The sequence below is a fragment of the Pseudoalteromonas sp. US3C1013 genome (genome assembly GCF_048401115.1).
Lineage (GTDB): Bacteria > Pseudomonadota > Gammaproteobacteria > Enterobacterales > Alteromonadaceae > Pseudoalteromonas > Pseudoalteromonas undina.
In genome coordinates, this window is the sequence record NZ_CP183076.1 from 247,276 (window position 1) to 271,823 (window position 24,548).

20 protein-coding genes are annotated in these 24,548 nt (G+C 38.7%); all 20 read left to right on the forward strand.

The genetic code is table 11. The annotated features are described in order from the left end of the window. Positions 1-185 precede the first annotated feature (185 nt). The 20 genes from tagH to ACNSN2_RS16640 all read left to right on the forward strand — a co-directional run bounded on the left by tagH (position 186) and on the right by ACNSN2_RS16640 (position 24,546). A complete protein-coding gene (gene tagH, locus ACNSN2_RS16545; protein WP_418609722.1) occupies positions 186-1,460 on the forward strand; it encodes a type VI secretion system-associated FHA domain protein TagH in 1,275 nt (424 codons plus the stop codon). 15 nt (positions 1,461-1,475) lie between these two features. Further along, the gene (gene tssJ, locus ACNSN2_RS16550; protein ID WP_010389398.1) at positions 1,476-1,940 is read left to right on the forward strand and encodes a type VI secretion system lipoprotein TssJ; all 465 of its coding nucleotides are present in this window, start codon (positions 1,476-1,478) and stop codon (positions 1,938-1,940) included. Positions 1,941-1,956: 16 nt separating this feature from the next. Next, a complete protein-coding gene (gene tssK, locus ACNSN2_RS16555; RefSeq protein ID WP_010389395.1) occupies positions 1,957-3,285 on the forward strand; it encodes a type VI secretion system baseplate subunit TssK in 1,329 nt (442 codons plus the stop codon). Positions 3,286-3,307: 22 nt separating this feature from the next. After that, complete coding sequence (gene tssL / locus ACNSN2_RS16560) at positions 3,308-4,588, forward strand: type VI secretion system protein TssL, long form (RefSeq protein WP_054201393.1); 1,281 nt, start codon at positions 3,308-3,310, stop codon at positions 4,586-4,588. A 10-nt stretch (positions 4,589-4,598) separates the two neighbouring features. Beyond that, positions 4,599-8,108 (forward strand): type VI secretion system membrane subunit TssM, encoded by a 3,510-nt coding sequence (gene tssM, locus ACNSN2_RS16565; RefSeq protein ID WP_418609719.1) that lies wholly within the window; start codon positions 4,599-4,601, stop codon positions 8,106-8,108. Then, complete coding sequence (gene tagF, locus ACNSN2_RS16570; RefSeq protein ID WP_010389388.1) at positions 8,090-8,818, forward strand: type VI secretion system-associated protein TagF; 729 nt, start codon at positions 8,090-8,092, stop codon at positions 8,816-8,818. Before tssM ends, tagF begins: the two co-directional genes overlap by 19 nt. Then, a complete protein-coding gene (locus ACNSN2_RS16575; protein ID WP_418609715.1) occupies positions 8,811-9,608 on the forward strand; it encodes a PP2C family protein-serine/threonine phosphatase in 798 nt (265 codons plus the stop codon). Before tagF ends, ACNSN2_RS16575 begins: the two co-directional genes overlap by 8 nt. Positions 9,609-9,811: 203 nt before the next feature. Further along, the gene (gene tssA, locus ACNSN2_RS16580; RefSeq protein WP_010389383.1) at positions 9,812-10,927 is read left to right on the forward strand and encodes a type VI secretion system protein TssA; all 1,116 of its coding nucleotides are present in this window, start codon (positions 9,812-9,814) and stop codon (positions 10,925-10,927) included. 15 nt (positions 10,928-10,942) lie between these two features. Next, positions 10,943-11,446, forward strand: coding sequence for a type VI secretion system contractile sheath small subunit (gene tssB, locus ACNSN2_RS16585; RefSeq protein WP_010389380.1), 504 nt, complete (start codon positions 10,943-10,945; stop codon positions 11,444-11,446). Continuing rightward, the gene (gene tssC, locus ACNSN2_RS16590) at positions 11,443-12,933 is read left to right on the forward strand and encodes a type VI secretion system contractile sheath large subunit (protein WP_010389377.1); all 1,491 of its coding nucleotides are present in this window, start codon (positions 11,443-11,445) and stop codon (positions 12,931-12,933) included. Before tssB ends, tssC (ACNSN2_RS16590) begins: the two co-directional genes overlap by 4 nt. Positions 12,934-12,970: 37 nt before the next feature. After that, positions 12,971-14,497 (forward strand): type VI secretion system contractile sheath large subunit, encoded by a 1,527-nt coding sequence (gene tssC / locus ACNSN2_RS16595; RefSeq protein WP_010389374.1) that lies wholly within the window; start codon positions 12,971-12,973, stop codon positions 14,495-14,497. A 2-nt stretch (positions 14,498-14,499) separates the two neighbouring features. Further along, a complete protein-coding gene (locus tag ACNSN2_RS16600) occupies positions 14,500-15,279 on the forward strand; it encodes a type VI secretion system accessory protein TagJ (protein ID WP_418609711.1) in 780 nt (259 codons plus the stop codon). A gap of 15 nt (positions 15,280-15,294) precedes the next feature. Beyond that, positions 15,295-15,780: a type VI secretion system baseplate subunit TssE gene (tssE, locus tag ACNSN2_RS16605; protein WP_010389371.1), complete on the forward strand. Its 486-nt coding sequence runs from the start codon at positions 15,295-15,297 to the stop codon at positions 15,778-15,780. Further along, positions 15,777-17,603: a type VI secretion system baseplate subunit TssF gene (tssF, locus tag ACNSN2_RS16610; protein WP_054201390.1), complete on the forward strand. Its 1,827-nt coding sequence runs from the start codon at positions 15,777-15,779 to the stop codon at positions 17,601-17,603. Before tssE ends, tssF begins: the two co-directional genes overlap by 4 nt. Continuing rightward, on the forward strand, positions 17,600-18,589 hold the full coding sequence (gene tssG, locus ACNSN2_RS16615; RefSeq protein ID WP_178956944.1) for a type VI secretion system baseplate subunit TssG: 990 nt from the start codon (positions 17,600-17,602) through the stop codon (positions 18,587-18,589). The genes tssF and tssG overlap by 4 nt, the downstream gene beginning before the upstream one ends. A gap of 22 nt (positions 18,590-18,611) precedes the next feature. Then, on the forward strand, positions 18,612-21,230 hold the full coding sequence (gene tssH / locus ACNSN2_RS16620) for a type VI secretion system ATPase TssH (protein WP_138569866.1): 2,619 nt from the start codon (positions 18,612-18,614) through the stop codon (positions 21,228-21,230). A 220-nt stretch (positions 21,231-21,450) separates the two neighbouring features. Beyond that, on the forward strand, positions 21,451-21,930 hold the full coding sequence (locus ACNSN2_RS16625) for an Hcp family type VI secretion system effector (protein ID WP_010389365.1): 480 nt from the start codon (positions 21,451-21,453) through the stop codon (positions 21,928-21,930). Between the two features lie 74 nt (positions 21,931-22,004). Further along, on the forward strand, positions 22,005-23,858 hold the full coding sequence (tssI, locus tag ACNSN2_RS16630; RefSeq protein ID WP_054201387.1) for a type VI secretion system tip protein TssI/VgrG: 1,854 nt from the start codon (positions 22,005-22,007) through the stop codon (positions 23,856-23,858). Further along, positions 23,858-24,217, forward strand: a complete 360-nt coding sequence (locus tag ACNSN2_RS16635; protein WP_054201386.1) for a hypothetical protein — start codon at positions 23,858-23,860, stop codon at positions 24,215-24,217. Before tssI ends, ACNSN2_RS16635 begins: the two co-directional genes overlap by 1 nt. Positions 24,218-24,255: 38 nt before the next feature. Further along, positions 24,256-24,546 (forward strand): PAAR domain-containing protein, encoded by a 291-nt coding sequence (locus ACNSN2_RS16640; protein WP_010389361.1) that lies wholly within the window; start codon positions 24,256-24,258, stop codon positions 24,544-24,546. Positions 24,547-24,548: the final 2 nt, after the last annotated feature.

Consider the following 24,548-nt stretch of genomic DNA (forward strand, 5'->3'; position numbering starts at 1 on the left):
TTTTGGCCTAGTTATAAAGCATTACGGTAAAATCTTTCATCGCTGTGTAATGTGTTTATCAAACATCTTGTTTTAGAGACAAAATCAAGAGCGCAATATTTTCTTGTGTTAATTTCAATGTTGACAATAGTTTCGCTTCTACTTTATCCTGTTCACAATAACGATATAAGGGACTGACTTATCAAATGGAACTGATACTAAACATCACTAGTTATCACAGACTTTCGCCTGAAATAGAAGCCACTAAAACTGTAACAGATTCATTAACTTTTGGTCGCTCTGAAGCGTGCGATTGGCATTTACCCGATCCCGAAAAAATAATCTCAAGTAAACACGGTATAATAGAAAAAGAAGGTGACTCTTTTTACGTATACGATAATTCAACTAATGGATTATTTATTAACTTTGCTGTAGCGCCGCTTGGTCAAGGCAACAAACAACGTTTGTCAGACAGTGACGTATTAACCATCGGCGATTTTCAAGTCAATGTTGTGCTAACATCAGATCAACAAGCTGATGTGAGTAGTTCTGCTCCAAGTCATTTTCAATCAGTAGATACTTTCGCTACGCAAAACTCTCAACCGGCTGAGCAGTCTATACCTTCATTCGATGACTCGATTATGAATGAGTCGATGCCTGAGATATCAGTGACTGCGCAACAAACAACAGATAATCATATTCCTGAAGACTGGGATGAATTAACGCGCCTTATGAATACCGATGACTTTGACATTGGCAATAATGTTAGCAATTCATCAGCACCTGTTGATACTCCTGCGCCTGCGCCTATTCAAGAACCTCCTCGTTCAAATAGCCACGCTAATGAGCACAAACCTGACAAACAGTCTGCACCAATAAAGAGCGTAGTTCAAAATGACAAGGCGTTATCTGATGCGTTTTTAAAAGGGTTAGGGATTAAAGATGAGCTTAAAAATTCGTTAGATAATGAAAAACTGTGGTTTGAAATGGGCCAAGGGCTTAATTTATTACTCACTGAGCTTATGGAATCTTTACGTCAACGCGCGATTGTAAAAAACAAATTAAGATTGAATCATACGATGTTTCAGGCTGAACAAAACAATCCATTAAAATTTTCTGCCAATATTGATGACGTTATTCAGAACTTGTTCATAAAAAATAGTGCAAGCTTTCTGTCTTCGAATGAATCTATTAAAGAAAGCTTTATAGACACACGTAAGCATGAGCATGCTTTACTCGCTGGTGCAGATGGTGTGTTAAAAGGGATGTTATCGCAGGTTTCTCCCATGCAAATTAATCAACAGGCAAACGATAATTCTAACGTGTTAAAAATTATCCCTGGTCAAATAGAGTCTAAATGCTGGAAGTTATATCAAAGTTTATATGATGATATTTCTCAGGAAGTGAACACTAAAGGCGCCATGGCAATGTCTGATGATTTTTTAAAGGCATATAACGATCGAATCAAAGAAACGCACTAGAAAGGAAAGTAAATAATGTACAAAGTTAAGCTCTACTTATTGAGTTTTAGTTTACTATTTTTGGTTATGGGATGTACTACGATGAATAAAATCGTACCTCCTTCTACCGATCTGATCATTAATGTATCTAAAAATGTTAATCCAGATACGTCAGAACGTCCTTCTCCAGTGGTAATGAAAATTTTTGAGCTTAGCTCAAGAACTATTTTTGACACGCAGGACTTTTTTAGCTTGTACGACACACCAGAAAAAATCCTCGGACCTGACTTATTAAAAAAAGATGAATTAGAACTTCAGCCTGACTCAATACAACAATATAAAATGAGCCTTAATCGTAATACTCGTTACGTTGGGGTTGTTGTTGCTTATAGAAATATAGATCAAGCAAGGTGGAGAGCGGTTATAGAAGTTGACCCTACCGGCTATGACGATATCAATGTTAATGTAGAAGCAATTGCGACATACATGAGAGAGCAATAAAAAAGGATTTTTAAAAATGGGTGATAACACTCGTGTTGCTTGGACTGAAGGAATGTTTTTAAGACCTCAGCACTTTCAACAAGCAGATAAATATATTTCTAATGTTATCAAGCAAGTATGCAGTGGCAATCTTGCTGATCCGTGGGGAATAATCGATATAAGTATTGATAATGAATTGCTTAACAGCGGGCAGTTTGCTGTAGACGCATTATCAGCAATCACTCCAGATTTATTACCAATAGATATGCCTCAATCAACATCATTACCTGAACCGCTAGTGGTTAATAAAGATGTTTTTGATGAGATTGTTTATCTTGCTATCCCTGCGCTAAAAAATAGCGGGATTAATATATCTTCAGCCGACGATAACACCGTTACTCGGTATAAGCTCAATGACTTGTCAGTGAGTGATGATTTATTAGGGGCACAATCTCAGGAAATTATTCAAGTTGCGAAAGTGTATAGCAAATTGATGCTGTCTTCTGATGATCATTCAGGCTATATCGTATTACCTTTAGCTAGAATTATAGATGTGAGTAGTGAAGGGCAAATAAAGTTAGATGCTAAGTATATTCCTCCTTCTTTAAAAGTAGGGCAATGTAAACCTTTATCAGGGCTGGTCAGAGAAATTGGCTCAATGATTAAGCAGCGCGCTGAAAGTATAGCCGCTAGGCTCAGTCAAGGCTATGCAGGGAGTACCTCAGTTGCAGATTTTATCATGCTGCAAACACTAAATAAGTATGATGCGATATTTAATAACTTGCTTAGTGTCAATAGCTTACACCCTAATGTGTTTTATAGTCGTTTAATTGAGCTTGCGGGCGAGTTGTCAACTTTCAGCACAGCTAATAAGAGGGTACCTAAATTACCTAATTATGATCATACTAATTTAGGACAGGTATTTAATGAAGTGGTTAACTTTTTATACCAATCGTTAAGCCATGTTATTGAGCAAACAGCAACTGAAATTAAACTTGAGCAAAGTAAATTTGGTATTTCTTTTGGTGCGTTAAAAGACAAGTCAATTCTCAATTCAGCTCAATTTGTTTTAGCAATCAAAGCAAGTGTGCCACATGAAGAATTAAGAAAAATTCTGCCTTCGCAAATAAAAATTGGCAGTGTAGAAACTATTCGAGATCTGGTAAATAACCAAATTCCAGGTATTACGATTAGCAATTTACCAACAGCACCAAGACAAATTCCTTATCATGCTGGTTTTCATTATTTTGAATTAAATAGGCATGGTGAACATTGGGATAAATTACGTTCCAGCGGGGGAATTGCTATTCACCTATCAGGAAATTACCCAGAGCTACAACTAAGCCTTTGGGCGATAAGAACTTAACTTTTTAAAAGGAAGAGTTTCAATGGACGAAACCATTATCAAACCTCGCCCAGGTCGATTAGGGCGAAATACGCCAAGTAGTAATCCGGCACAAAATGATGCTGATAAAACAGTGATGTCGGTCGAGCCACCTTCTTCAAAGCCATTAGGTAGTAACAAAGTATCGATATTTAAAAATCCTTTGTTAGAAGCAGCAACCGATTGTTTTTCTCTTGTAATTTCAATTAATCAATCGCTTGAAATGAGCAACCTCGCAGCGCTTAAACATCGTTGTGTTGAGGCAATCAAACGATTTGAAGTGGAAGTTCGCAATCAGCACTTATCAAAAGAAGTGATCAATAATTCGCGCTATTGTTTGTGTGCCATTCTTGATGAGTCTGTATTGAACTCAAAGTGGAGTTCAATGGAATGGGCAGATGAAAGTCTACTTTCTACTTTTCATAAAGAAACATTTGGCGGTGAATATTTTTATACGTTACTTGATTCAGGCTTAGGTCAACCAGAAAGAAATCAACAGTTTTTAGAGTTGCAATATCACTGCTTAAATTTAGGGTTTAAAGGTAAATATCGCCTAGGTGCCGGTGGTGATACAAAAATCGAAGAATATCGTTCACAACTTTATCATTTATTAAACCAACTTAATGGGCCAATTAACAACAAGCTGTCTCCAAACTGGAAGCAAAGAGTAGCAGCCGGTGTTGAACTGAGAAATCAAGTTCCGCTATGGGTCATATTTTCTGTATTGGGGCTAATATTATTGATGATCTATTTATCAATAAATATGAAACTAAATAATGATGTTGTTGCGATTAATGAAAAGCTAGCTGGTATTCACCCCTTAGCAGTCAACCAGACGGTTGATAAAAAAGATCAGCAATTACGTGTCCTTGAACAGTTGTTGCAAACAGAAATTAAAATGGGGATTGTTGCCGTTGCTAAAACCTCCGATGGGATCCGCATTACAATCAACAGTGAAAACTTGTTTAAGCAAGGAGACGCGCAACTTCTCCCTTCATTCCAGCCTATTTTAGAAAAGTTAGCGTTAAGCCTAGAAGGAACTAAAGGGCGAGTCCTCATAACAGGTCATACAGATGATTTACCAATTAGTACTGATACGTACCCTTCTAATTGGCATCTATCTTTAGCCAGAGCAACACAAGTTGCTAATTTAATGGCTAAAAGCACCAACTTGAGCGGTCGTCTATGGCCAGAAGGAAAGGGCGCAGCAGAGCCTATCGCCAGCAATTCAGATTCAGCTTCTCGGTCGTTAAACCGCAGAATTGAAATCGATCTATTATTTTAATGAGGCTGTAATGAGTTTCTCACAAAAATTTAAGAAAATAACCTACGCACTAACGTCTCGAACCGCTATGTTAATTATCGGTTTTTTAGCCTTATCATTATTAATTTGGTTTGGTGGTCCTTTAATTGCAGTGGCCGATTATGTTCCGCTTGCCGGTGTCGCAGCAAGACTATTAACTATTTTATTGATAGTACTCGTTTTTTCAGTAACCAAAATTTATCGCCTTATGCAGCAAAGCAAACGTGATGAAAAAATGGCAGATGAGTTAATAGATAATAACGATGCAAACAGTAGTGAAGTTAACGAAGAAATAACCACTCTAAAAACCAGAATGAATGAAGCCATAGATTTACTCAAAGACGTAAAACTATTTAAAGGTAAAAATATATACCAATTGCCTTGGTATATTATGATTGGTCCACCTGGCGCAGGTAAAACAACGGTTATTCATAACTCAGGCCTAGATTACCCATTAAAGGATAAGCTTGGGGTTGATTTAGTGCATGGTGTTGGTGGTACGCGCAATTGTGATTGGTGGTTTACCAATAAAGCGGTTTTAATCGACACCGCAGGGCGTTATACAACGCAAAGTAGCCACGCTAAACACGACTCTAGAGCATGGGAAGGCTTTCTCGGCTTATTAAGAAAGCATCGCCCATTACGCCCTATAAATGGGGTAATGATCAGTATGGGGATTTCTGAACTTATGAGTCAGACCAAAACTGAGCGAAATCTTCATGCGCGTGCTATAAAACAACGCCTTCAAGAATTACAAAACCAGCTTGGTATGACATTTCCCGTTTATGTTATTTTTTCTAAAGTAGATTTAATTGAAGGATTCAGAGAGTTCTTTGGCGAACTTACTGAGGAAGAATGTGAGCAAGTTTGGGGGATCACCTTTGAGCTTGATTTAGATAAAGATACCCAAGTCGATGCATTCAATAAAGAATTCCACGCTTTAATTTCTAAACTTACAGAGATGTTGAACCGTCGATTGATCAATGAGCGTAATGAAGCTATTCGAGCTAAAATCTTTGAGTTCCCCAGACAGTTACGTGTGTTACAAGGCGTTGCAGATGACTTCTTAAAAGAGATTTTTACTCCTAACGCTTATGAAGAGTTACCTATGTTTAGAGGCGTGTATCTAACCAGCGCCACTCAAGAGGGTACCCCTTCGAGCTTTTTAAATGATGCAAGTGCAGATAAAACCGATTACATAAACCAATCTAAAAGCTTTTTTATTAAAAACGTTTTAGAGAGCGTTATTTTCCCTGAGCAAAACTTAGCAAGCACTAACAAACACCATGATAAACAGAATAAGTGGCTTCGAATTGCTAGTGTGTCACTTGCGTGTATTGCTTTGTTCGGTTTTTCAATTTCTTGGTATTTCAGCTTTGCGTGGAATAGCAACTTAATTGATGCAACAGATGAAGCAGTTGCCACGTACCAAGAACTAGACTCATCTTCTTTTGATAGAAATAATCTACTGGTACTAAATGACAGACTAAATGCATTAAGAAACTTGCCAGCAACCAATGCTCAGTTAATTGATCCTGAAGATGCATCTTCAGTTGGCTTTAATAAGCTTACTGAAATTAAAGAGTCTTCTGCTAATGCTTACAAACGTTCTTTGCAAACCTATTTAGAGCCCTTCATTGCAAACACGTTAATAAAGGAAATGGAGGATCACCCAGAGCATCTTAGCTATTTATATGAAACGCTCAGATGCTACTTAATGCTATTTAAACCTGAATATTTTGAAAGTGAAGATATTTCCGTTTGGTTTAGTGCATATTTAGATAGAAATTTGCCTGGTGATTTGAACATGCAGACGCGTAATGAGTTGATGAATCATATTGCTGCGTTGTTAAAAGAGGGCGTAACACAAACCGAAATAGATAATCAGGCGGTTCGCGTAGCTCGTGCAGAACTCACTAAACTACCGATTGCAGAAAGAGCATACCAGCGACTTCAAGCTGATTTTCTTGATAGCAGTATTCCGCCTTTCAGATTAACCGATATTATTAGCTTTGAAAGTGCGCAAAAATTTACTTTTCGTAATAATGGTGATTTAACGCGCAGTATTCCGGGGCTATACACTTTTAACGGTTTTCATGGCATTTTTAATATTGAAAAAGGAAAAATGCTTGGCAACTTAATGGCCAGTAGCTGGGTGTATGGTCAAGAAGCCTCTGGCACGTATGATATTTCTAAAGCAGAGATAGAAAAGAAGCTAGAGCAACGTTACTTTCAAGATTATATCTATTATTGGCAGTCGTTTTTAGATGACTTGAGTCTTAATCAATACAGCTCACCTGCTGAGGGTGTGAATATTACTGATGTATTAGCAGGCTCAGAAGCGCCAATAAAAAATATCATCAATGCAGTTAAAAAGAATGTTCAACTAACTAAGCTACCTGTTTCTGAAAATCAAAAAGTCGCAGGGGATATTGCGGCTAATGCAGCTAAAGTTGCGATGCAAACGAAAGCAAATCGAATCAAACGCTTCTTACCTGACGAAGCGCCTAAGTTTGAGGTACAGCTACCGGGCTATCAAGTCGAAGAGGCGTTTGAAGATATTATCGATATAGACATTCAGCAGCTTGATAATATTCAGAAAAACTTAAGAGAGTTGAATATTTATCTAACTAAACTTGATAGAGGTGATCAGCTTAAATACTCAATTAAAGATCAAATAAGTGGCAAGAGTAAACCGAGTTTTATTCGCCAATTAGAGTACCAAAGTAGTGATTTGCCTTATCCGTTTAATAGTTGGTTGCTTGATATAAGTAGAGATACTAGCAACATCACCAAAAATAGTGCTAACAGACATTTAAATGAAATTTGGAAAAGCAAAGTGTTGCGCGAGTATAACGCGGCAATTGTGGGGCGTTACCCATTTGCTCCGCAGGCAGAAAAAGAAGTCAGCATTAAAGACTTTACTCGCTTCTTTGGCCCCAATGGCACCATAGATAACTTTTTTAATAGCTATGTAGCTCCGAGTGTGGACATGAGCTCTAGCCCGTGGAAATTTGAAAAAGATATTGGTATTAGCAATAACACCTTAAAAATGTTTGAGCACGCTTTCAAAATTCAAACCGCATTTTTTGAACGTGGTAGTGACACACCCCGAATTGAGTTTGGCTTACGTACTTTTAATTTAGATAAAACGGTATCTAGTTTAATGATTGAAATTGATGGCCAGTCAATGATTTACCGTCATGGTCCACTCAAAGTTACAAACTTTGTATGGCCTGGCGCCAGTGGCCAAAGTAAAACTCGCGTTGTGTTTACACCGCCAAACGGTGGGCGTTCAATTAACACGACTTATCAAGGCGAGTGGTCACTTTATCGAATGCTAGATGAGCTCAGTGAAAAGCGCAGCAAAACACGTCAAGATCTAGAGTTACATTTCTCTTTGATGGGGAACAACGCAAAAGTAGAATTACTGCCTAGCTCAATCAGGCATCCGTTTTGGAACAGCAGTGTAGAGAAGTTTTCATGTCCGACCCGATTGTAGATATTGGTTATCTTGGCAAGGTGCCTTGTTTAGGCGACTTTGTTCAAGATAACGTAACTAAAGAGTTTTCAGAGCATTGGGAGCAATGGTTACAAGCTGCCATTGCTGTGAGCAAAGAGCAACTTGGTGATGTTTGGCAAGAAAGCTACCTAACAGGCCCTGTTTGGCACTTTGCCTTAAGCCCCAATATTGTGGGTGATACTGGCATTATGGGTACGTTATTGCCCAGTATGGATGCAGTAGGAAGGCACTATCCACTAACAGTAACTCGTGCAACTCATATTGCTCCGGTTGATGTGCTTCATTCTGGTGTTTTTTCATTAGAGTACGAAGATGCTGTTCTTAAAGTACTTGATGGCTCTGTGGATTTGTTCTCTTGGCGAAAAGAACTAGCCAGTACATTAAGTGAAGTTGCTGCAAATAAAAAGCAAGTAAGTTATGCCAATTCAAAAGATAAAAACAAGCAAGCAGTCGCACTAGAGTTTTCAGGCACAGAGTTAAGCGATCATATATTACAAGATGCCATGCATGCGATTTTACATAAAAAGTATGGTGATTACAGTGTTTGGTGGACTCATGGTTCTTGCAATATTAAGCCTATGGTACTGATCACTTCAGCTTTGCCGCCGGTTAATCAAGTAGCCGCTATGCTAGATGGACGTTGGAAGCATTGGGAATGGAATTACACACAGGTAAAGAATAGTGATTAGTAATTTAAGTACAAGTTATGCCATTACTCATAGAGGTGCAGTGAGGCAGCTTAATGAAGATGCGCACGTGGAAATTAACAGCCATAACTTATGGGTCGTGGCTGACGGAATGGGTGGGCATGAAGCGGGTGAAGTTGCTAGTCAGTTAGTGGTTGATGTGATTAGAACTACCGTTGAAAAGCTAAGGCTAGAAGACTTGACCGTAAGTCATATTGTTAGCGCCATAGAAGATGCAAATAAGCAACTAACTCAATATAGCGCTGAATACTTAAGCAATAAAACAGCAGGCAGTACGGTAACAGCTTTGTTTGTTAAGAATGAGCGCTATTACATATTATGGGCTGGTGACAGCAGAGCTTACTTATTACGCAATGGTAAACTAAAGCAAGTTTCTCGAGATCATAGTCAAGTTAATGACTTAATCGACGAGGGAATGATTTCTGTTGAAGAAGCTAAAAACCATCCATTATCTAACGTTATTACTCGTGCTGTGGGCGTAATGGATGATGTGAAAGTTGATGTAATTGAGGGTGAGATAAACAAAGGCGATATCTTTTTATTATGTTCAGATGGCCTTACCGGTGAATTATCAGATGAAGACATATGTTTGTCATTAGAGCCCAGTAGTATTATTGATTCAGGAATGGCTTTAATGCATTCCTCGTTAGTCAGAGGTGCTAAAGATAATGTGACTTGTATTTTAGTGAAATATGATGATGTAGATGCCAATCAATCGATACAATCTTGCAATATACAAGATGAGGCAACGATTCCATTGTTCACTAAGTAGCTGATTAAGCCTGTTTTAGTATATTTAAGAAAAAAAATTGTAAATATATCAGGAACAAAAAAACTGTTATTTCAATTATTTATAAAATAACATTAGCCAGCTTATCGGCACAATGGCGCTGAAGCTTGTAATTTAATTTAAAGAATGTAATATTATTCACGCTCTAAGCTTTAGAGAATATGGATAATATTTAGGACAATGGAATGTTTTTATTTGAAGAGTATATTTCCCCTATTTCAGATACTGAGTTTGCAGGTAGTGATCCGCGCTCAGATGTCTCTCCAACGTCTACTTACTACGCCTTAAAAGATTTAAGAAACCAACTTCGTGCGGCTGAAAGAAATGCGTTAGTCGATGAAGAAGGAATTGCTTCGCTTTCTCGAGATTGGATTCCGTTACTTGAGCAATGTAGTGAGGCAATTAAAACCGAAAGTAAAGATATAGAATACCTAGCATGGCTAATTGAAGGCTTATGCCGCGTTCATGGCTTTAAAGGCATTGCGTTTGGTTTTAGTGTTGCTAAGCACCTTTTGGAACATCATTTTGAGTCACTTTATCCAACACTTGATGACGGTGATGAAATTTCAGACAAAGTGTCTGCATTAGTTGGCTTAAATGGCAGTGCTGGTGAAGGTACGTTAATTATTCCAATTAAAAGTATATACATGACAGACAGTGTCAGTATGGATCCTTTTTCTTTTTGGGAATATCAGCAAGGTTATGACATTTCACGTTTAAGTGATGAAAAACGCGAAAAGAAGATAACCCAAGGTGCCGTTGATTTTGAACAGCTTGAAAAAAGTGCAGCCGAAACTAGTACCGAGTTTTTTGTATCTTTAAAAAATGATATTGAAGACGCGATAGAAAAGTTTGCCGCTTTGAGTGAGGTTATGGACGAGGTAACGGGTGAGCCGCAACCTACGTCTAATATTAAACAAGCATTAGAAGTGAGCTTAGCTGCGGTAAACCATGTTGCAGCAGATAAACTTGAAGCAGCACAAATTGCATTAGATAAGGCAAATGCTGAGCCTGAAGAGGAAGCGGTTGAAGATGCGAGTGAAGCAGACGCAGCGCAACCTAAAAAGCGTGTCAGTGATGAGATTGATTCGAGAGAAAACGCAATAAAAAAACTTCAAGAAATTGCGACATTTTTCAGAAAGACTGAACCTCATTCACCAATGTCTTACACGATAGAACAAGTTATTCGATGGAGCGAATTATCGCTACCTGAGTTATTAAATGAGTTAATTACAGATAGTGATGCTAGGACTGGATACTTTAAGTTGTCTGGCATTAAGATCAGCGAAACTGAAACATAGTAAAAGGAGTTCTCAATGAGTATCCATGATAAGTTAAAACGAGTTCGTAAACCAAGAGTACATATCACTTATGATGTGGAAACTGAGGGCGCGGCAGTAAAAAAAGAATTACCCTTTGTAGTAGGTGTAATGGGTGATTTTTCTGGTGATAACACAGAAGCACTTAAACCACTAAAAGATAGACGTTTTATTCAAATTGATCGTGATAACTTTAATGATGTTTTAAAACGTATGAGTCCTTCTCTGCGTTTAAAAGTAGACAATACATTAACGGATGATGGTTCTCAGTTTGAAGTTAACTTGAACTTTAAGTCGATTGACGATTTCGAGCCTGCTGCGGTTGTAAACCAAGTAGAACCTTTACGCAAATTGATGGAAACGCGCAACAAGCTGCGTGACTTGATGACCAAGATTGACCGTTCAGAAGAGCTTGAAAATGTACTCGAAGAAGTATTAAGCAATACAGCAAGCTTAGACTCGATGGCTAAAGAACTTAACTTAGAGGAGACTGATAAATGAGCACTGAACAATTAGCAACAGAATCAGAATCGGTATCAGAAGTTAGTTCTTCACTATTAGAGCAAGCAATTGGTGCGACTAAACAAACAGAGTCGAGCCGTGCTGAAGAGTTACTAAAAACATTAACCGAAGAAGCATTAAAAGGCACAGTTCAATGGAATAAAAACATGACTGTGACGTTTAATGAAGCTATTCAGTTAATCGATCAAAAAATCTCCAAACAGCTAAGTGTGGTGATGCACTCGGATGAGTTTCAAAAACTTGAAGGCTCATGGCGCGGTTTACATCACTTAGTGATGAATTCTGAAACAAGTTCTACATTAAAAATTCGTGTTTTAAACATGAAGAAAAAAGAGTTACATAAAGACTTAAGTAAAGCCGTTGAGTTTGATCAAAGCCAAACCTTCAAGAAAATTTACGAGTCTGAATTTGGTACTCCAGGTGGTGAACCATATGGCACTATCGTAGGTGACTTTGAATTTACTAATCACCCTGAAGATGTTGAGACATTGAGCTTAATGTCTAATGTGGCAGCAGCTGGCTTCTGTCCATTTATTGCTGCCTCTTCACCGTCTTTATTTGGTTTTGATAATTGGGAAGAGCTTACTAAGCCACGCGATTTAGAAAAAGTATTTGAATCATTAGAATACACTAAATGGCGCTCATTTAGAGACAGCGATGATTCACGCTTTGTATCACTTACTATGCCGCGTTTCCTTTCGCGTTTACCTTATGGTGCAGCGTCAAAACCAGTTGAAGAGTTCAACTACGAAGAGTTTGAAGTTGAACCAAAAGACGGCCGTTCAGTGAGCACTGATAATGGTGATTACTGTTGGAGTAATGCAGCATACGCTATGGCAACTAACATGACCGCTGCGTTTTCTCAATACGGTTTCTGTACTGCTATTCGTGGTGCTGAGGGCGGCGGTAAAGTGGAAGGCTTACCGACTCACATATTTACTAGTGATGATGGTGACCCAGATCTTAAGTGTCCAACAGAAATTGGCATTACAGATCGTCGTGAGGCAGAGTTAAGCCAGTTAGGTTTCTTACCTTTATGTCACTATAAAAATACTGATTATGCTGTTTTCTTTGGCGGTCAAAGCTGTCAAAAACCAAAAATTTATTCAACGCCTGATGCCACGGCTAACGCTGCTATTTCAGCTCGTTTACCATACTTAATGGCAACTTCTCGCTTTGCGCATTACTTAAAAGTGATGGCACGTGACAAGATTGGTAGCTTTATGGAAGCTGAAGACGTTGAATCATGGTTAAACCGTTGGATCCTGTCATATGTAAATGCGACAGAGGGCGGTGGTCAAGACATCAGAGCACGTTACCCTCTTGCAGATGCAAAAGTATCTGTGAAAGAGATCCCAGGTCAACCTGGTGCCTACAACGCTGTTGCTTGGTTGAAACCTTGGTTACAAATGGAAGAATTAACGTCTTCTTTACGTCTTGTAGCTAAAATCCCAGAGATCGGTTAATAATACCGCTCTCTCGCATTAAGGATGATGCAATAGAATGAATCACGAAGAGTTTTCATTTATAAATCAAGACTTCACTTTTCAACAAAAGTCACAGTCTCGAATTAGTGATAATGACGCTTTGCTCGATAGGTTTTTAAATGAAAAAAACCTAGATAAAGCGTTATTGTTATGGCTTGAAGGCTCTTCTGATTCTCCCCTTTCTTGGAATAAGGAGTCTTTAAGTCCTTATTTACAACGTGTAATTATTGAACTCGATCAGCTTATTTCATCGCAACTCAACCACATAATTCATGCTAATAGCTTTCAACGTTTAGAAGCTAGCTGGCGTAATCTATGGTGGTTATTATTACAAACAGAGCAACAAGACAAAGAAAAAAAAGTAAAAGTTAAATTGCTCAATTGTGATTGGTCAACGCTCTCAAAAGATGTGAACAAAGCGATTGATTTTGATCAAAGTATGTTTTTTCAGTTACTTTATCAAAACGAGTTTGACAGTGCCGGAGGCGAGCCTTTTGGTATTGTAATTGGTGATTACGAAATTAGTAATGGTTGCTCAGCAGGCACTATTTACAACGATATTGATACCATAAAAGAGGTATCAAGAACGGCAGCGGCTGCATTTTCTCCTTTTATATGTTCGGCTTCGGCTAATTTATTTGGTGCTGATAGCTTTTCAGATTTAGGTTATTACTCTGATTTATTTAATCAGTTTGAACAACCTGAATATATAAAATGGCAAAGTTTTAGAAAAATGGAAGAAGCGCGCTTTATGGGCTTTACATTGCCTCATGTGTTAGTCAGGCCGCCTTATGTTAATGATGGCAAACGCCATCAAGATTTTTACTTCAAAGAACAAATAAAAAATCCAGAAACAGATATGTTATGGGGCAGTGCAGCGTATCAATTTGTATCAACAATAATTAGAGCTTACTGCGACAGCGGTTGGTTTGGTCACATTCGTGGTATAGAGCCAGGTAAAGTCTCTAAGGGATTAGTAACAGGGCTTGCTCGTGATAGCTTTGCGAATGATACCTATCAAAAAGAGGCAAAACCGCCACTTGATTTATTAGTAACCAGTAAGTTTGAAAAGCAATTTTCTGAGCTCGGTTTTATCCCAGCTTCTTCGGTTACAAATACGGAACATATCGTTTTTTACAGTAATGCATCGGTTCAAAAAACAAAAAATTACGACTCAAGTGCTGCCAATATCAATGCGCGCTTATCGTCTATGTTGCAATACATTTTATGTGTATCGCGCTTTGCGCACTATTTAAAATTATTAGCCCGAGATCGTGTCGGGTCTTACAGCACAGCACAGGCCTGTGAGAGAGATTTACAAGCGTGGATCAATAACTACACAACCGCGTCAGACTCCGCGTCTGAGCATATTAGAAGCAAATATCCACTGAGTAATGCAAAAATAAAAGTAAGTGAAAATAAAGCAAACCCGGGGCATTACTTTTCGGTTTTGCAGTTACAGCCCCACTTTCAGTTAGACCAAATGGTCTCGAGTATTAAGTTAATAACAGAGCTCAGTCCTCATCATAAAATAAAGGAATAGTCATGAAAAAAATACACAGTTTAATTCGCGAGGGAAAACTTGCTGATGCTTTATTATGCTGCGCTACCGAGTTGCAAGATGAGCCTTTAAATTTTGACATTAGAAGTATTTATTCTGAATTACTTTGCATTAATGGCGAGCTTGAAAAAGCAGACAAACAACTCGACTTTATGGTGCAAAAGAACCCAGAGTTTGCTGTAGGTGCAGTTAACCTTAGACATTTAATTCGTGCCCAGCAATCGCGCGTAGATTTTTATCAAGGTAAGGGGATTCCTAAACTTTTTCATGAAGCCAATGAGCTAGATACCTTGTTTTTAAAAATGCATGTTGCTTTGCTTGAAGGTGAAACATCTGAAGCAGCTAGTCTTGCACAACAAATGGAAGCGCTTCGCTTGGAGAGTGTTGAAGACGAGCAATCAGCAATTCGAGATTTAGATGATAGCTTAAGTCCTTATTTAGAAGTGCTAGGCACGAATGGCGAGTTTTACCTGGCTAACTTTAATGAAATTGAAACATTAAAAGTAGAACCTGTAACGTCATTATTAGAGGGTATTTGGTTACGCGTTGAAATTACTATTAAAGACGGCCCATCGGGTACCGCTCACTTGCCACTAGTTTACTCAAACTCAAATACAGATCTAGAAAAGCTAGGCCAAGTATCTGATTGGGAAGAACTTCAAGACGAATTTATTATAGGTAAAGGAATGAAAATGTTGTTTGTCAACGATGAAGCCATCACTGTTCCAAACCTTAAAATAAACGTCCTAGAAACAGCTGAGTAAGCATAGTAAATAATTATGATAGAGCATAAGCAGCAGCTTCAAGCATCCATTTTAGATAGGCTCATTGACGATGAGCCAGACTTTCAGGATGCCCCATCTCGTACTGAGGGGATCAGCATTAGTGAGCTGAGAAAAAATGTGCGCAGAGACATAGAAGCGCTGCTAAATGCGCGAATTCAATGGCACACGTGGCCAGCACAATATGCGGAGTTAGCAACATCCTGCTTATCGTATGGTTTACCTGACTTTTCGAGTATGTCGGTGAGCTCTCACGAAGGGCGGGCACTGCTATGTGAAACCGTTAGAAATACAATTTTGAAATTTGAGCCTCGGTTCATTGAAGTTGAGGTATTTACTGACGATGAAGTACCCGTAAATAGAGTATTAAACTTGCGAATAAACGCTTTACTATATGCAGATCCAGAGCCAGAGTTTATTAGCTTTGACTCTGAAGTTGAGCCTGTGAACTTAGGGATGAAGATTATAGAGGCTTCTTTATGAACGATGAGTTATTAAAATATTACAATCGTGAATTGGCGTTTGTTCGTCATATGGGTAAAGACTTCTCTGAAAAATACCCTAAAGTTGCAGGGCGATTAAAGCTAAGCGATGATCATATTGAAGACCCTCATGTATCTAGATTAATTGAATCGTTCGCATTTTTAACGGCTAATATTAGGCAAAAGTTAGATGATAGCTTTCCTGAGCTTACTGATGCTTTATTAGGGCAAATGTTACCTGACTATCAAGCGCCTATTCCTTCAATGTCGGTGGTTAAATTAGAGGCTGAAAACCTCTCAACCACGGGAGTAGTCATTCCAAGAGCGAGTGAAGTTGAAACAAATGTTGAGTCAATGAAGCAATGTAAGTTTCAAACCTGTTATGAAACTTACTTATGGCCTGTTGAAATTACCAGTGCGCAATTTGATAACAGTCCTTTTGTGGCACCAAAACCACGTTGGCATGAAAAAGCGAAGTCAATTTTCAAACTTGAGCTAACCGGTGAATACCCGGGTGTATCACTGGCTGAAACCGGACTGGAAAAATTACGATTATTTATAAATGGCCAATGGCATCATACGCTTAAAGTGTATGAATTATTGTTTAAGCACGCTATTGGCATTGCTTTTGATAATGGTGATGAGGGAATAAAGTACCTTTCTAAAACCCAACTTAAAGCGGTTGGCTTTGATGCAAATGAAGCGGTTGTACCGTATTCGCAGCGATCAAGTGCCGGCTATCGCTTACTCGTCGAAAACTTTACTTTTCCTGAAAAGTTTCGTTTTTTTGAACTTGAAAATATTCACTCATCGTTGCCTAAAAATTCTAATAAATGCACAGTGTATATTTATCTTGATGCTGAATCTTCAGAGCTTGAAAAGCAAGTAGACAAAGACATGTTCTTGATGGGATGTACGCCCATAATTAATATGTTTGAACAAGAATTAGAACCTATTCGCCCTGAGCTGAGCGAATACGAATACCAATTAACGCCGCGTTATATGGACTCTGAGATTTCAGAAGTAATTGGTATTTCAGAAGTAATTGCCTTTGACCATAAGGGAAATAAACAAATAGTTTGTCCGTTTTATGGACAAACGCATCCACGATACCAAGGCCATGATGATTTGTTTTGGCATATCCGCAGAGAAACCGCCTCATGGGCAGGGGGTTATGTTGAGTCAGGCACCGAATCGTTTCTATCATTGGTAGATGCACGATTTGAAAATAGCGCTATGGATTATGCTGAAGGGAACACGGTCCTAACCGTACGTGCTAATTGCAGTAATCGAAACCTCCCTGCGAGCATGCCTTTTGGAGACGATGAGTTAGGCTTATTGATGCCAGAGCGCGGCGATGTAATTAAAAAAATTAGATGTTTAATTCCATTTACTCATGCAGTTAGACCGATATTAGCCGATGCAACTCGTTGGCAATTAGTTAATCATTTAACGCTCGACGCGTTTAGTGGAGATGATGCATGTAATAAGCTTAAAGAAGTGCTACGCCTTTATGACTTTAGAGCATCTCCGCAAACAAAAGGCCTTATTGATAATATTTACCGTGTGGTTGTAGAACCCGCAACGGCTCGTGTTGTGCAAAAAGGGCGAGTAAGCTTTGCAACGGGAAGTGAAATTGAAATTACCTTCGCCAATGATGACTTTTCAGGTAGTGGCATGTTTTTCTTTGCCTCTATCCTCGATCATTTCTTTGCGCAATTTGCAGCAATTAATAGCTTTACTCGCGTTAGTTTAAGGTTAAAAGAACAAGAGCAAGTGTATTACCAATGGCCTGCGCGAGTTGGGGAAAGCCCGTTAATATGATCCAACATATTATTTCTCAAGCGTCACAAGTTGACTTTTATAAAGCAGTTTTCATTATTGAAAACCAGCTGAAAAAGCATGGCTTGGAGTATCGCTACGTAGGGTATGACAGTAGTCCAAAGCAAGAGTTAATTAAGTTTACCGCAACTCAAAAATTTGGTTACCCAGGTAACGCTATCACAAAATTAGAACAAGCAAGCTTTGAAGATGGCTTACATAAAGTCAACATGCAGATCTCTTTTATGGGACTAACGGGTTGCTCGGGCGCTTTGCCTCAATTTTATAGCGAACTAGTGATGCAGCGTCTTCGCTATAAAGATACAACTATGCGCGACTTTTACGACATGTTTAATCACCGTTTGGTGTCTTTATATTATCGAGCGTGGAAAAAATATAAACCGTCTTTAAATCATATAAATAAAGATAAAAACAAAGACCCATACACGCAAATATTAGGGCTTTTAAGCGGCGGTTATGATGAACATCAGTTGCACTTTTCAGGCCTTTATAGCCGAAAAATTCGCAATGCTTTTGACTTAAAAAGTGTACTGAGCTCATATCTTGGCTGTGATGTTGTCATTAAACAAATGATAGGTAAGTGGCACGATTTGAAGCCACAAGAGCAAACATGTTTAGCAAGTGAACGCCTTTATGAGGGACAACATGCCCGCTTAGGTGTTGATACGGTAATTGGTAAAAAGATATGGGATATTTCTTCTAATATCGAGATCCATATCAGTACCCGCGATTTTGATAAAGCAAAATCCTTGTTACCTAAAGGCAAGTTATTTGAATTAGCTAAAAAAATTGTCAAAGACTATGCCGGCAATGCTATTTCATTTCGACTTGTTATTGAGTCAGATTTTCAACAACTTGATGCGGTGCAGCTGTCAAAAAGTGAATGCCAACTAGGCGCAAATAGCTTTTTAATGGCGAGTAAAGACACCCCTAAATTTAACCCTACTAAGTTATCGTTTAAAGGATAATTAAAATTAAAAGGAACAGTGTATGTCAACGATGACATTAAACAAATTAGTTGAGAAACTAAGCCCAGATTGTAGAAAGAGCTTAGAAGCAGCGGTCGCAATTTGTAATAGCCGCAGCCATTTTACGGTTGAATTAGAGCATTGGCTGTTAGCTATGATTGAGCAGCAACTAGACGATGTTAGACTCATATTCGGTGCTTTCGATATTGATATTGATCAGGTAAAGCAAGATTTAAATCAATCATTAGAGTCATTTAAAACGGGCAGTGATTCGTCGCCTAGTCTGTCGGTACATGTTACTACTTTACTTAGACAGTCATGGTTAAGCACCAGTATAGAATTTACTGATGAGCAAATTCGAAGTGCTTACGTTATTTACACGCTCACAAAAGACGATACCTTGTCTAGTTTAGTAACGCGTTGTAGCAAGCTTTTCAATAATATAGAACCTGGACAACTACTACATGCATGGCCTGAAATTGTTGCCCAATCGCAAGAACGTAATACCACCACTGCAAGTGCTACAACACCTGCAAATGGTTCATCTAAAACACCAAGCTTAGATCAATTTACCGTCGATTTAACTGCTCAAGCAAAAGCGGGAAAAATAGACCCAATTTTAGGTCGTGATTTCGAAATACGTCAGATGGTAGATATTTTAACTAGACGTCGTCAAAACAATCCAATATTAACGGGTGAAGCGGGTGTAGGTAAAACCGCTGTGGTTGAAGGACTTGCCCTAAGAATCGCTCAAAAAGATGTACCTGCAGTATTACAAAACGTTAAGTTGCACAGCCTAGATTTGGCTTTGCTGCAAGCGGGTGCGGGCATGAAAGGTGAATTTGAAAATCGTTTGAAGTCGCTAATTAATGAAGTTAAAAACGCTGTTGATCCTGTGATTCTTTTCATAGATGAAGCTCACACTATGATTGGTAGTGGCGGACAAGCGGGTCAAAATGATGCTGCCAACTTACTTAAGCCTGCTCTAGCAAGAGGGGAGTTACGCACTATTGCAGCAACAACGTGGGCTGAATATAAAAAGTTTTTTGAAAAAGATGCTGCACTAACACGTCGCTTCCAAGTGGTTAAAGTTGAAGAGCCAACACCAGAAAAAGCGGTTGCTATGCTACGTGGTTTAGTTCCTGTGATGGAAAAACATCATAAAGTGTTTATTTCAGAGCAAGCACTTGAAAGTGCAGTGCATCTATCGCACAGATACATTACTGCCAGACAACTTCCTGATAAAGCCGTTGCATTGTTAGATACGGCATGTGCTCGTGTTGCTATGAGTCAAGCATCGACACCTAATGCGATTGAGCAGTTAATTAACAGGCTTAGTGAAATTGAAGCGCAAGTTTTAATGCTAAATCGTGAGCAAAAAACCGGTTTAGATCACAGCGAACAATTATCAGCACTTAAATCTGAATTAGTTGAGATTGAACAGCAACTGGAACCATTAAATGAGCAGTTCAATGTTGAGAAGGATATAGTTACCGAGTTAAACCAAGCGCTAGAATCGATTAACACCAACGATGCAGACTCTTCTGCTGAAGTACTTGAGCAGTTAAAAGAAAGCAAGCTTAAGCTAGCCTCGTACGAACATAATATGGTGCATTGGCAAGTTGATGAAGAGTTGATTGCACAGGTTATTTCTGATTGGACTGGTATTCCTGTTGGTAAAATGCATGAAGATGAAATTCATGGCATTTTAAATTTAGCTGAGCAAATGAAACAACGCGTAGTTGGCCAAGATCATGCGCTTGAACTTATGGCTAAAGTGGTACAAACCTCCCGTGCTCAGCTAGCAGACGAGAGTCGCCCTAATGGTATATTTATGCTGGCAGGCCCAAGCGGTGTTGGTAAAACAGAGACCGCGCTTTCACTAGCTCAAGAAGTATATGGCAGTGAAGATAACGTAACAGTTATTAATATGTCTGAGTTTAAAGAAGAGCATAAAGTGTCATTACTTCTTGGCTCACCTCCGGGTTATGTTGGTTATGGCGAAGGCGGTATTTTAACCGAAGCAGTAAGAAGAAAACCATACAGTGTGGTGCTACTTGATGAAATGGAAAAAGCCCATCCAGGCGTGCAAGATATTTTCTATCAAGTATTCGATAAAGGTACGATTAAGGACGGTGAAGGCCGAGACATCGACTTTAAAAATACCATCATTATTATGACCTCAAATGTGGGTACTGATACCACAATGAGTTTATTTGAAGATGAAGAAAGTAAGCCGAGTATTAAAGGTTTATTAAAAGCATTACAAGATGATTTATTAGGCGCATTTAAACCCGCATTTTTAGGGCGCATTAATGTTATTCCTTACATTCCGTTAAGTGATGAAATTCTGACCCAAATTGCAGCGCTACAAATTAGCAAAATCATTAAGCGTGTTAAAAAGCATTATGATGCGCAATTAACGTATAACGATGACGTGATTGAGCACATTATTGCTAATTGTCAAAATGCCGGTTCGGGTGCAAGAAATATTCACACTATATTACAGAATAAAGTACTACCACTATTGTCTGAAATTTTGCTTTCGAGCATGGTTGATGGTGAAAAAGTGACATCTATCTCATTGTTAATTAAGGATAATGAGTTTGATATTGAGCTAACTAAAGTTAATTTAAAATAACCTGTTTTTATGGTTGTTTCTTTAGTTTTAGAGCATTATAATTCGTGTGTCTTATATAGAAACATGGAATTTTTGAGACATTGTCTTCATCTAGGGAAAGGAATTCTGAAGACCTTTTCATTGCTGTTTTAGAGATAATGATTTCAAGGAATTTTGGGTAACCAAAGTAAACGAATCCACATAATGGATAATATTGTTTAATAAAAAGGAGCATTATCAAATGCAAGCAAATACATATTTAAAATACGGTTCAATCAAAGGCGAAACTACTGCCGAGTCTTTCAAAGATTTAATTACAGTTTTATCTTTAGATTGGAACGTTAGCCGTGAAATTAGCTCAGCGACTGGTACAGCGATGGATCGTGAATCTAGCTCTACTCGTCTAGGCGACGTGACTATTACTAAGCTTCAAGATAAAGCATCTCCGGATCTTTTCAAAGAAGCAACTATTGGTAAAGGTCTACCTGCTGTTTTTCATATCACTAAACAAGGTGATAAAGTTGAAGAAATCATGAAAATCGAACTTACAGATGCCATGATCTCTAGCTACTCAGTATCTGTTCAAAACGACCGTCCAATTGAAACAATCACTATCAGCTACACTGAAATGATGATGACTGTTACACCTACTGACGATCAAAACAACATCACTGCACCACTAGTATATGGTTACAGCGGTGTTAAAGGTCAACAAATGTAATATTTGTTACCCGATTGTAGCTCTGGGCTTATGCTCAGAGCTTTTTTTGATCTTCAGGATGGGAAAAGCAAGGAATGCAAAAAGCAACACAAGATAAAAACGTAATTCAAATTAGTACCCCTGTTGGTAAAGACGCCCTTTATTTAACGCGCTTCGTTGCACAAGAAGCCATGTCAGATTTGTTTGTTATGTCGGTCAATATGTACACCATAGGCCAACAAATTGCACATGAAGATCTGGTTGGCAAGCCGGTATCGATAAAGGTAAAAAATGCCGAAGGTGGGGGAGAGCGTTATTATCACGGTATTGTGAGTCAGCTTGTTTCTAACGGCAGTCGTACTGCGGACGTTGATGAACAAAAAAATTACATTGATTATCAAGCTACCATTGTGCCTTTTGCCGCTTCTATGCGTAATCGCAAGAACAGCCGCATTTTCCAAAAGAAAACAATAAAAGATATATTTGCTGATTTGTTTGGCCAACACAATGTGGCTTTTTCAGACAAAACCAGTAAAACCTACCCCAAATACGAATACTGTGTGCAATATCAAGAGTCAGATTTTGACTTTATCCAACGCTTATTACAAAGCGAAGGTATTTTTTACTTCTTTGAGCATACAAAAAGCAACCATACATTAGTTTTGGCAGATGATATCACTGCCTATGAAACGTGTGGTGAGGCAAAAGTTGTTCATTCAACTGGCCATTTAAGCGAATCTCATGTTTCGCGTTGGCAAGGCGGATTAAGCTTAGCGCCAGGCAGCTTTAAGCGTTTAGGCTACGATTTTAAACAGCCGTCGCGTTACCCTGATGCAGAGCAAGCAAATGCCGAGTTACCTACGCAATCGGTATCAGAAATTTTTGAATATACAGCAGAAGCAGAGTGTCATCCTCGCGCAGCTAATTTGGCATCTGTACAATTAGAGTCACTACAAAGAGACATGAAGCTCTCAAGCGGGCGCAGTGACTGCCGCTCATTTTCTGTTGGTAAACTGTTTAGTTTCAAAAAACATGAAGACCCACGCCTTGAAGGTAAAACCTTTGCTATTACCTCGATGATGACATCGATTGTAGTACCAAACCAATCAGGCGCTTTACAATCATCAAGTGACGAAGTGTATTCTAACCACTTTGAATGTGTGCCAAAAGACATTCCATACAGAGCGCAAGTGAGCAAAAAGAAACCGGTTATCAATGGCGTACAAACAGCCATAGTAACGGGTGATAGCGCCGATGAAATTATGATTGACCAATATGGCCGCGTAAAGGTGCAATTTGATTGGGATCGTGAAGGTAAAAAAGATTCTAAAAGTTCATGTTGGATCCGAGTTGCACAAAACTGGGCCGGCAAAAAGTGGGGCGCATTTTTCTTCCCTCGCGTAGGACAAGAAGTTTTGGTTGATTTTATTAATGGCGACCCAGATCAACCTATTATAAGCGGTGCTGTTTATAACGCAGACTTAATGCCTCCGTACGCTCTACCGGGCGAAAAAACGCAAAGCGGTATTAAAACTCGCTCAACTAAAGAAGGTGGAGCAGATAATTTCAATGAGCTGCGCTTTGAGGATAAAAAAGGCAGCGAGCTTGTGTATATGCAAGCCGAAAAAGATAAACAGCTTTACGTTAAAAACGATCAAAACGAAAAAATAGATAACGATCGTAATGTTGAAATTCTTAATAACGACAATCTTAACGTTACAAAAAACCGTATTGCCGAAATGGGTGAAAACGACACCTTAAAAGTAGGTAAAACACTTAATATTGAAGCGGGTGACGAAATAGTGATAAAAACAGGCTCTGCGCAAATTAAAATGAGCAGTAGTGGCAATATCACTATTGAAGGTACAAACATTGATATTAAAGGCAGTAATGTAAAAGTAGATGGCAGTGCCATTACCTTATCTGCTGGTGTAATTAAGTTAAATTAATGATGGAAATAGTCAATAACTTTCAATCAGGATTCAGAAACGGCATTGCAAATAACGGGCACGTTGTTTACTGCCGCTATGGTTTACCGCATTTAGTGTGTTTACCAATAAATAGGCCAGATGATCCATTATTAAGCCCTGCTTTAAGTCATTTAAAAGCTATGAATGGCTATTATGCACAGCAGTTTTTTATTCATTTAAGTGATTCACTTAATAGTGAAAATGTAATTTCAAATTTATATCAATATGCAACTCAAAGCACAGTGGCACTTGCTGATCACAGTAAAGATGAGCTAATTGAAGAAATTTCGCTATTAGTGACGACTAACAAGCTACTAGTTATTCCACTGTATGAATAGTATTTCATAAACAAGCAAAGATACGACAAGGAGTCAAAATGGGTAAACCCGCTGCTACAATTGGTCATATGCATGTATGCCCTAAAGTGACCGCTAAAGTGCCACATGTGGGTGGACCTATAGTTGCCGGCTCTGGCAATGTGTTAATAGGTGGCATGCCCGCGGCGCGCAAAGGCGACATGATAGTGTGTATTGGCCCGCCAGATAGCGTAAAAACAGGCTCGGGGAGCGTTAAAATTAATGGCAAACCCGCCGCCAGAATGGGCGATGATAGTGGCCACGGCGGAAAAATCGTTGTTGGCAACCCAACTGTTTTAATTGGTGGCTAACT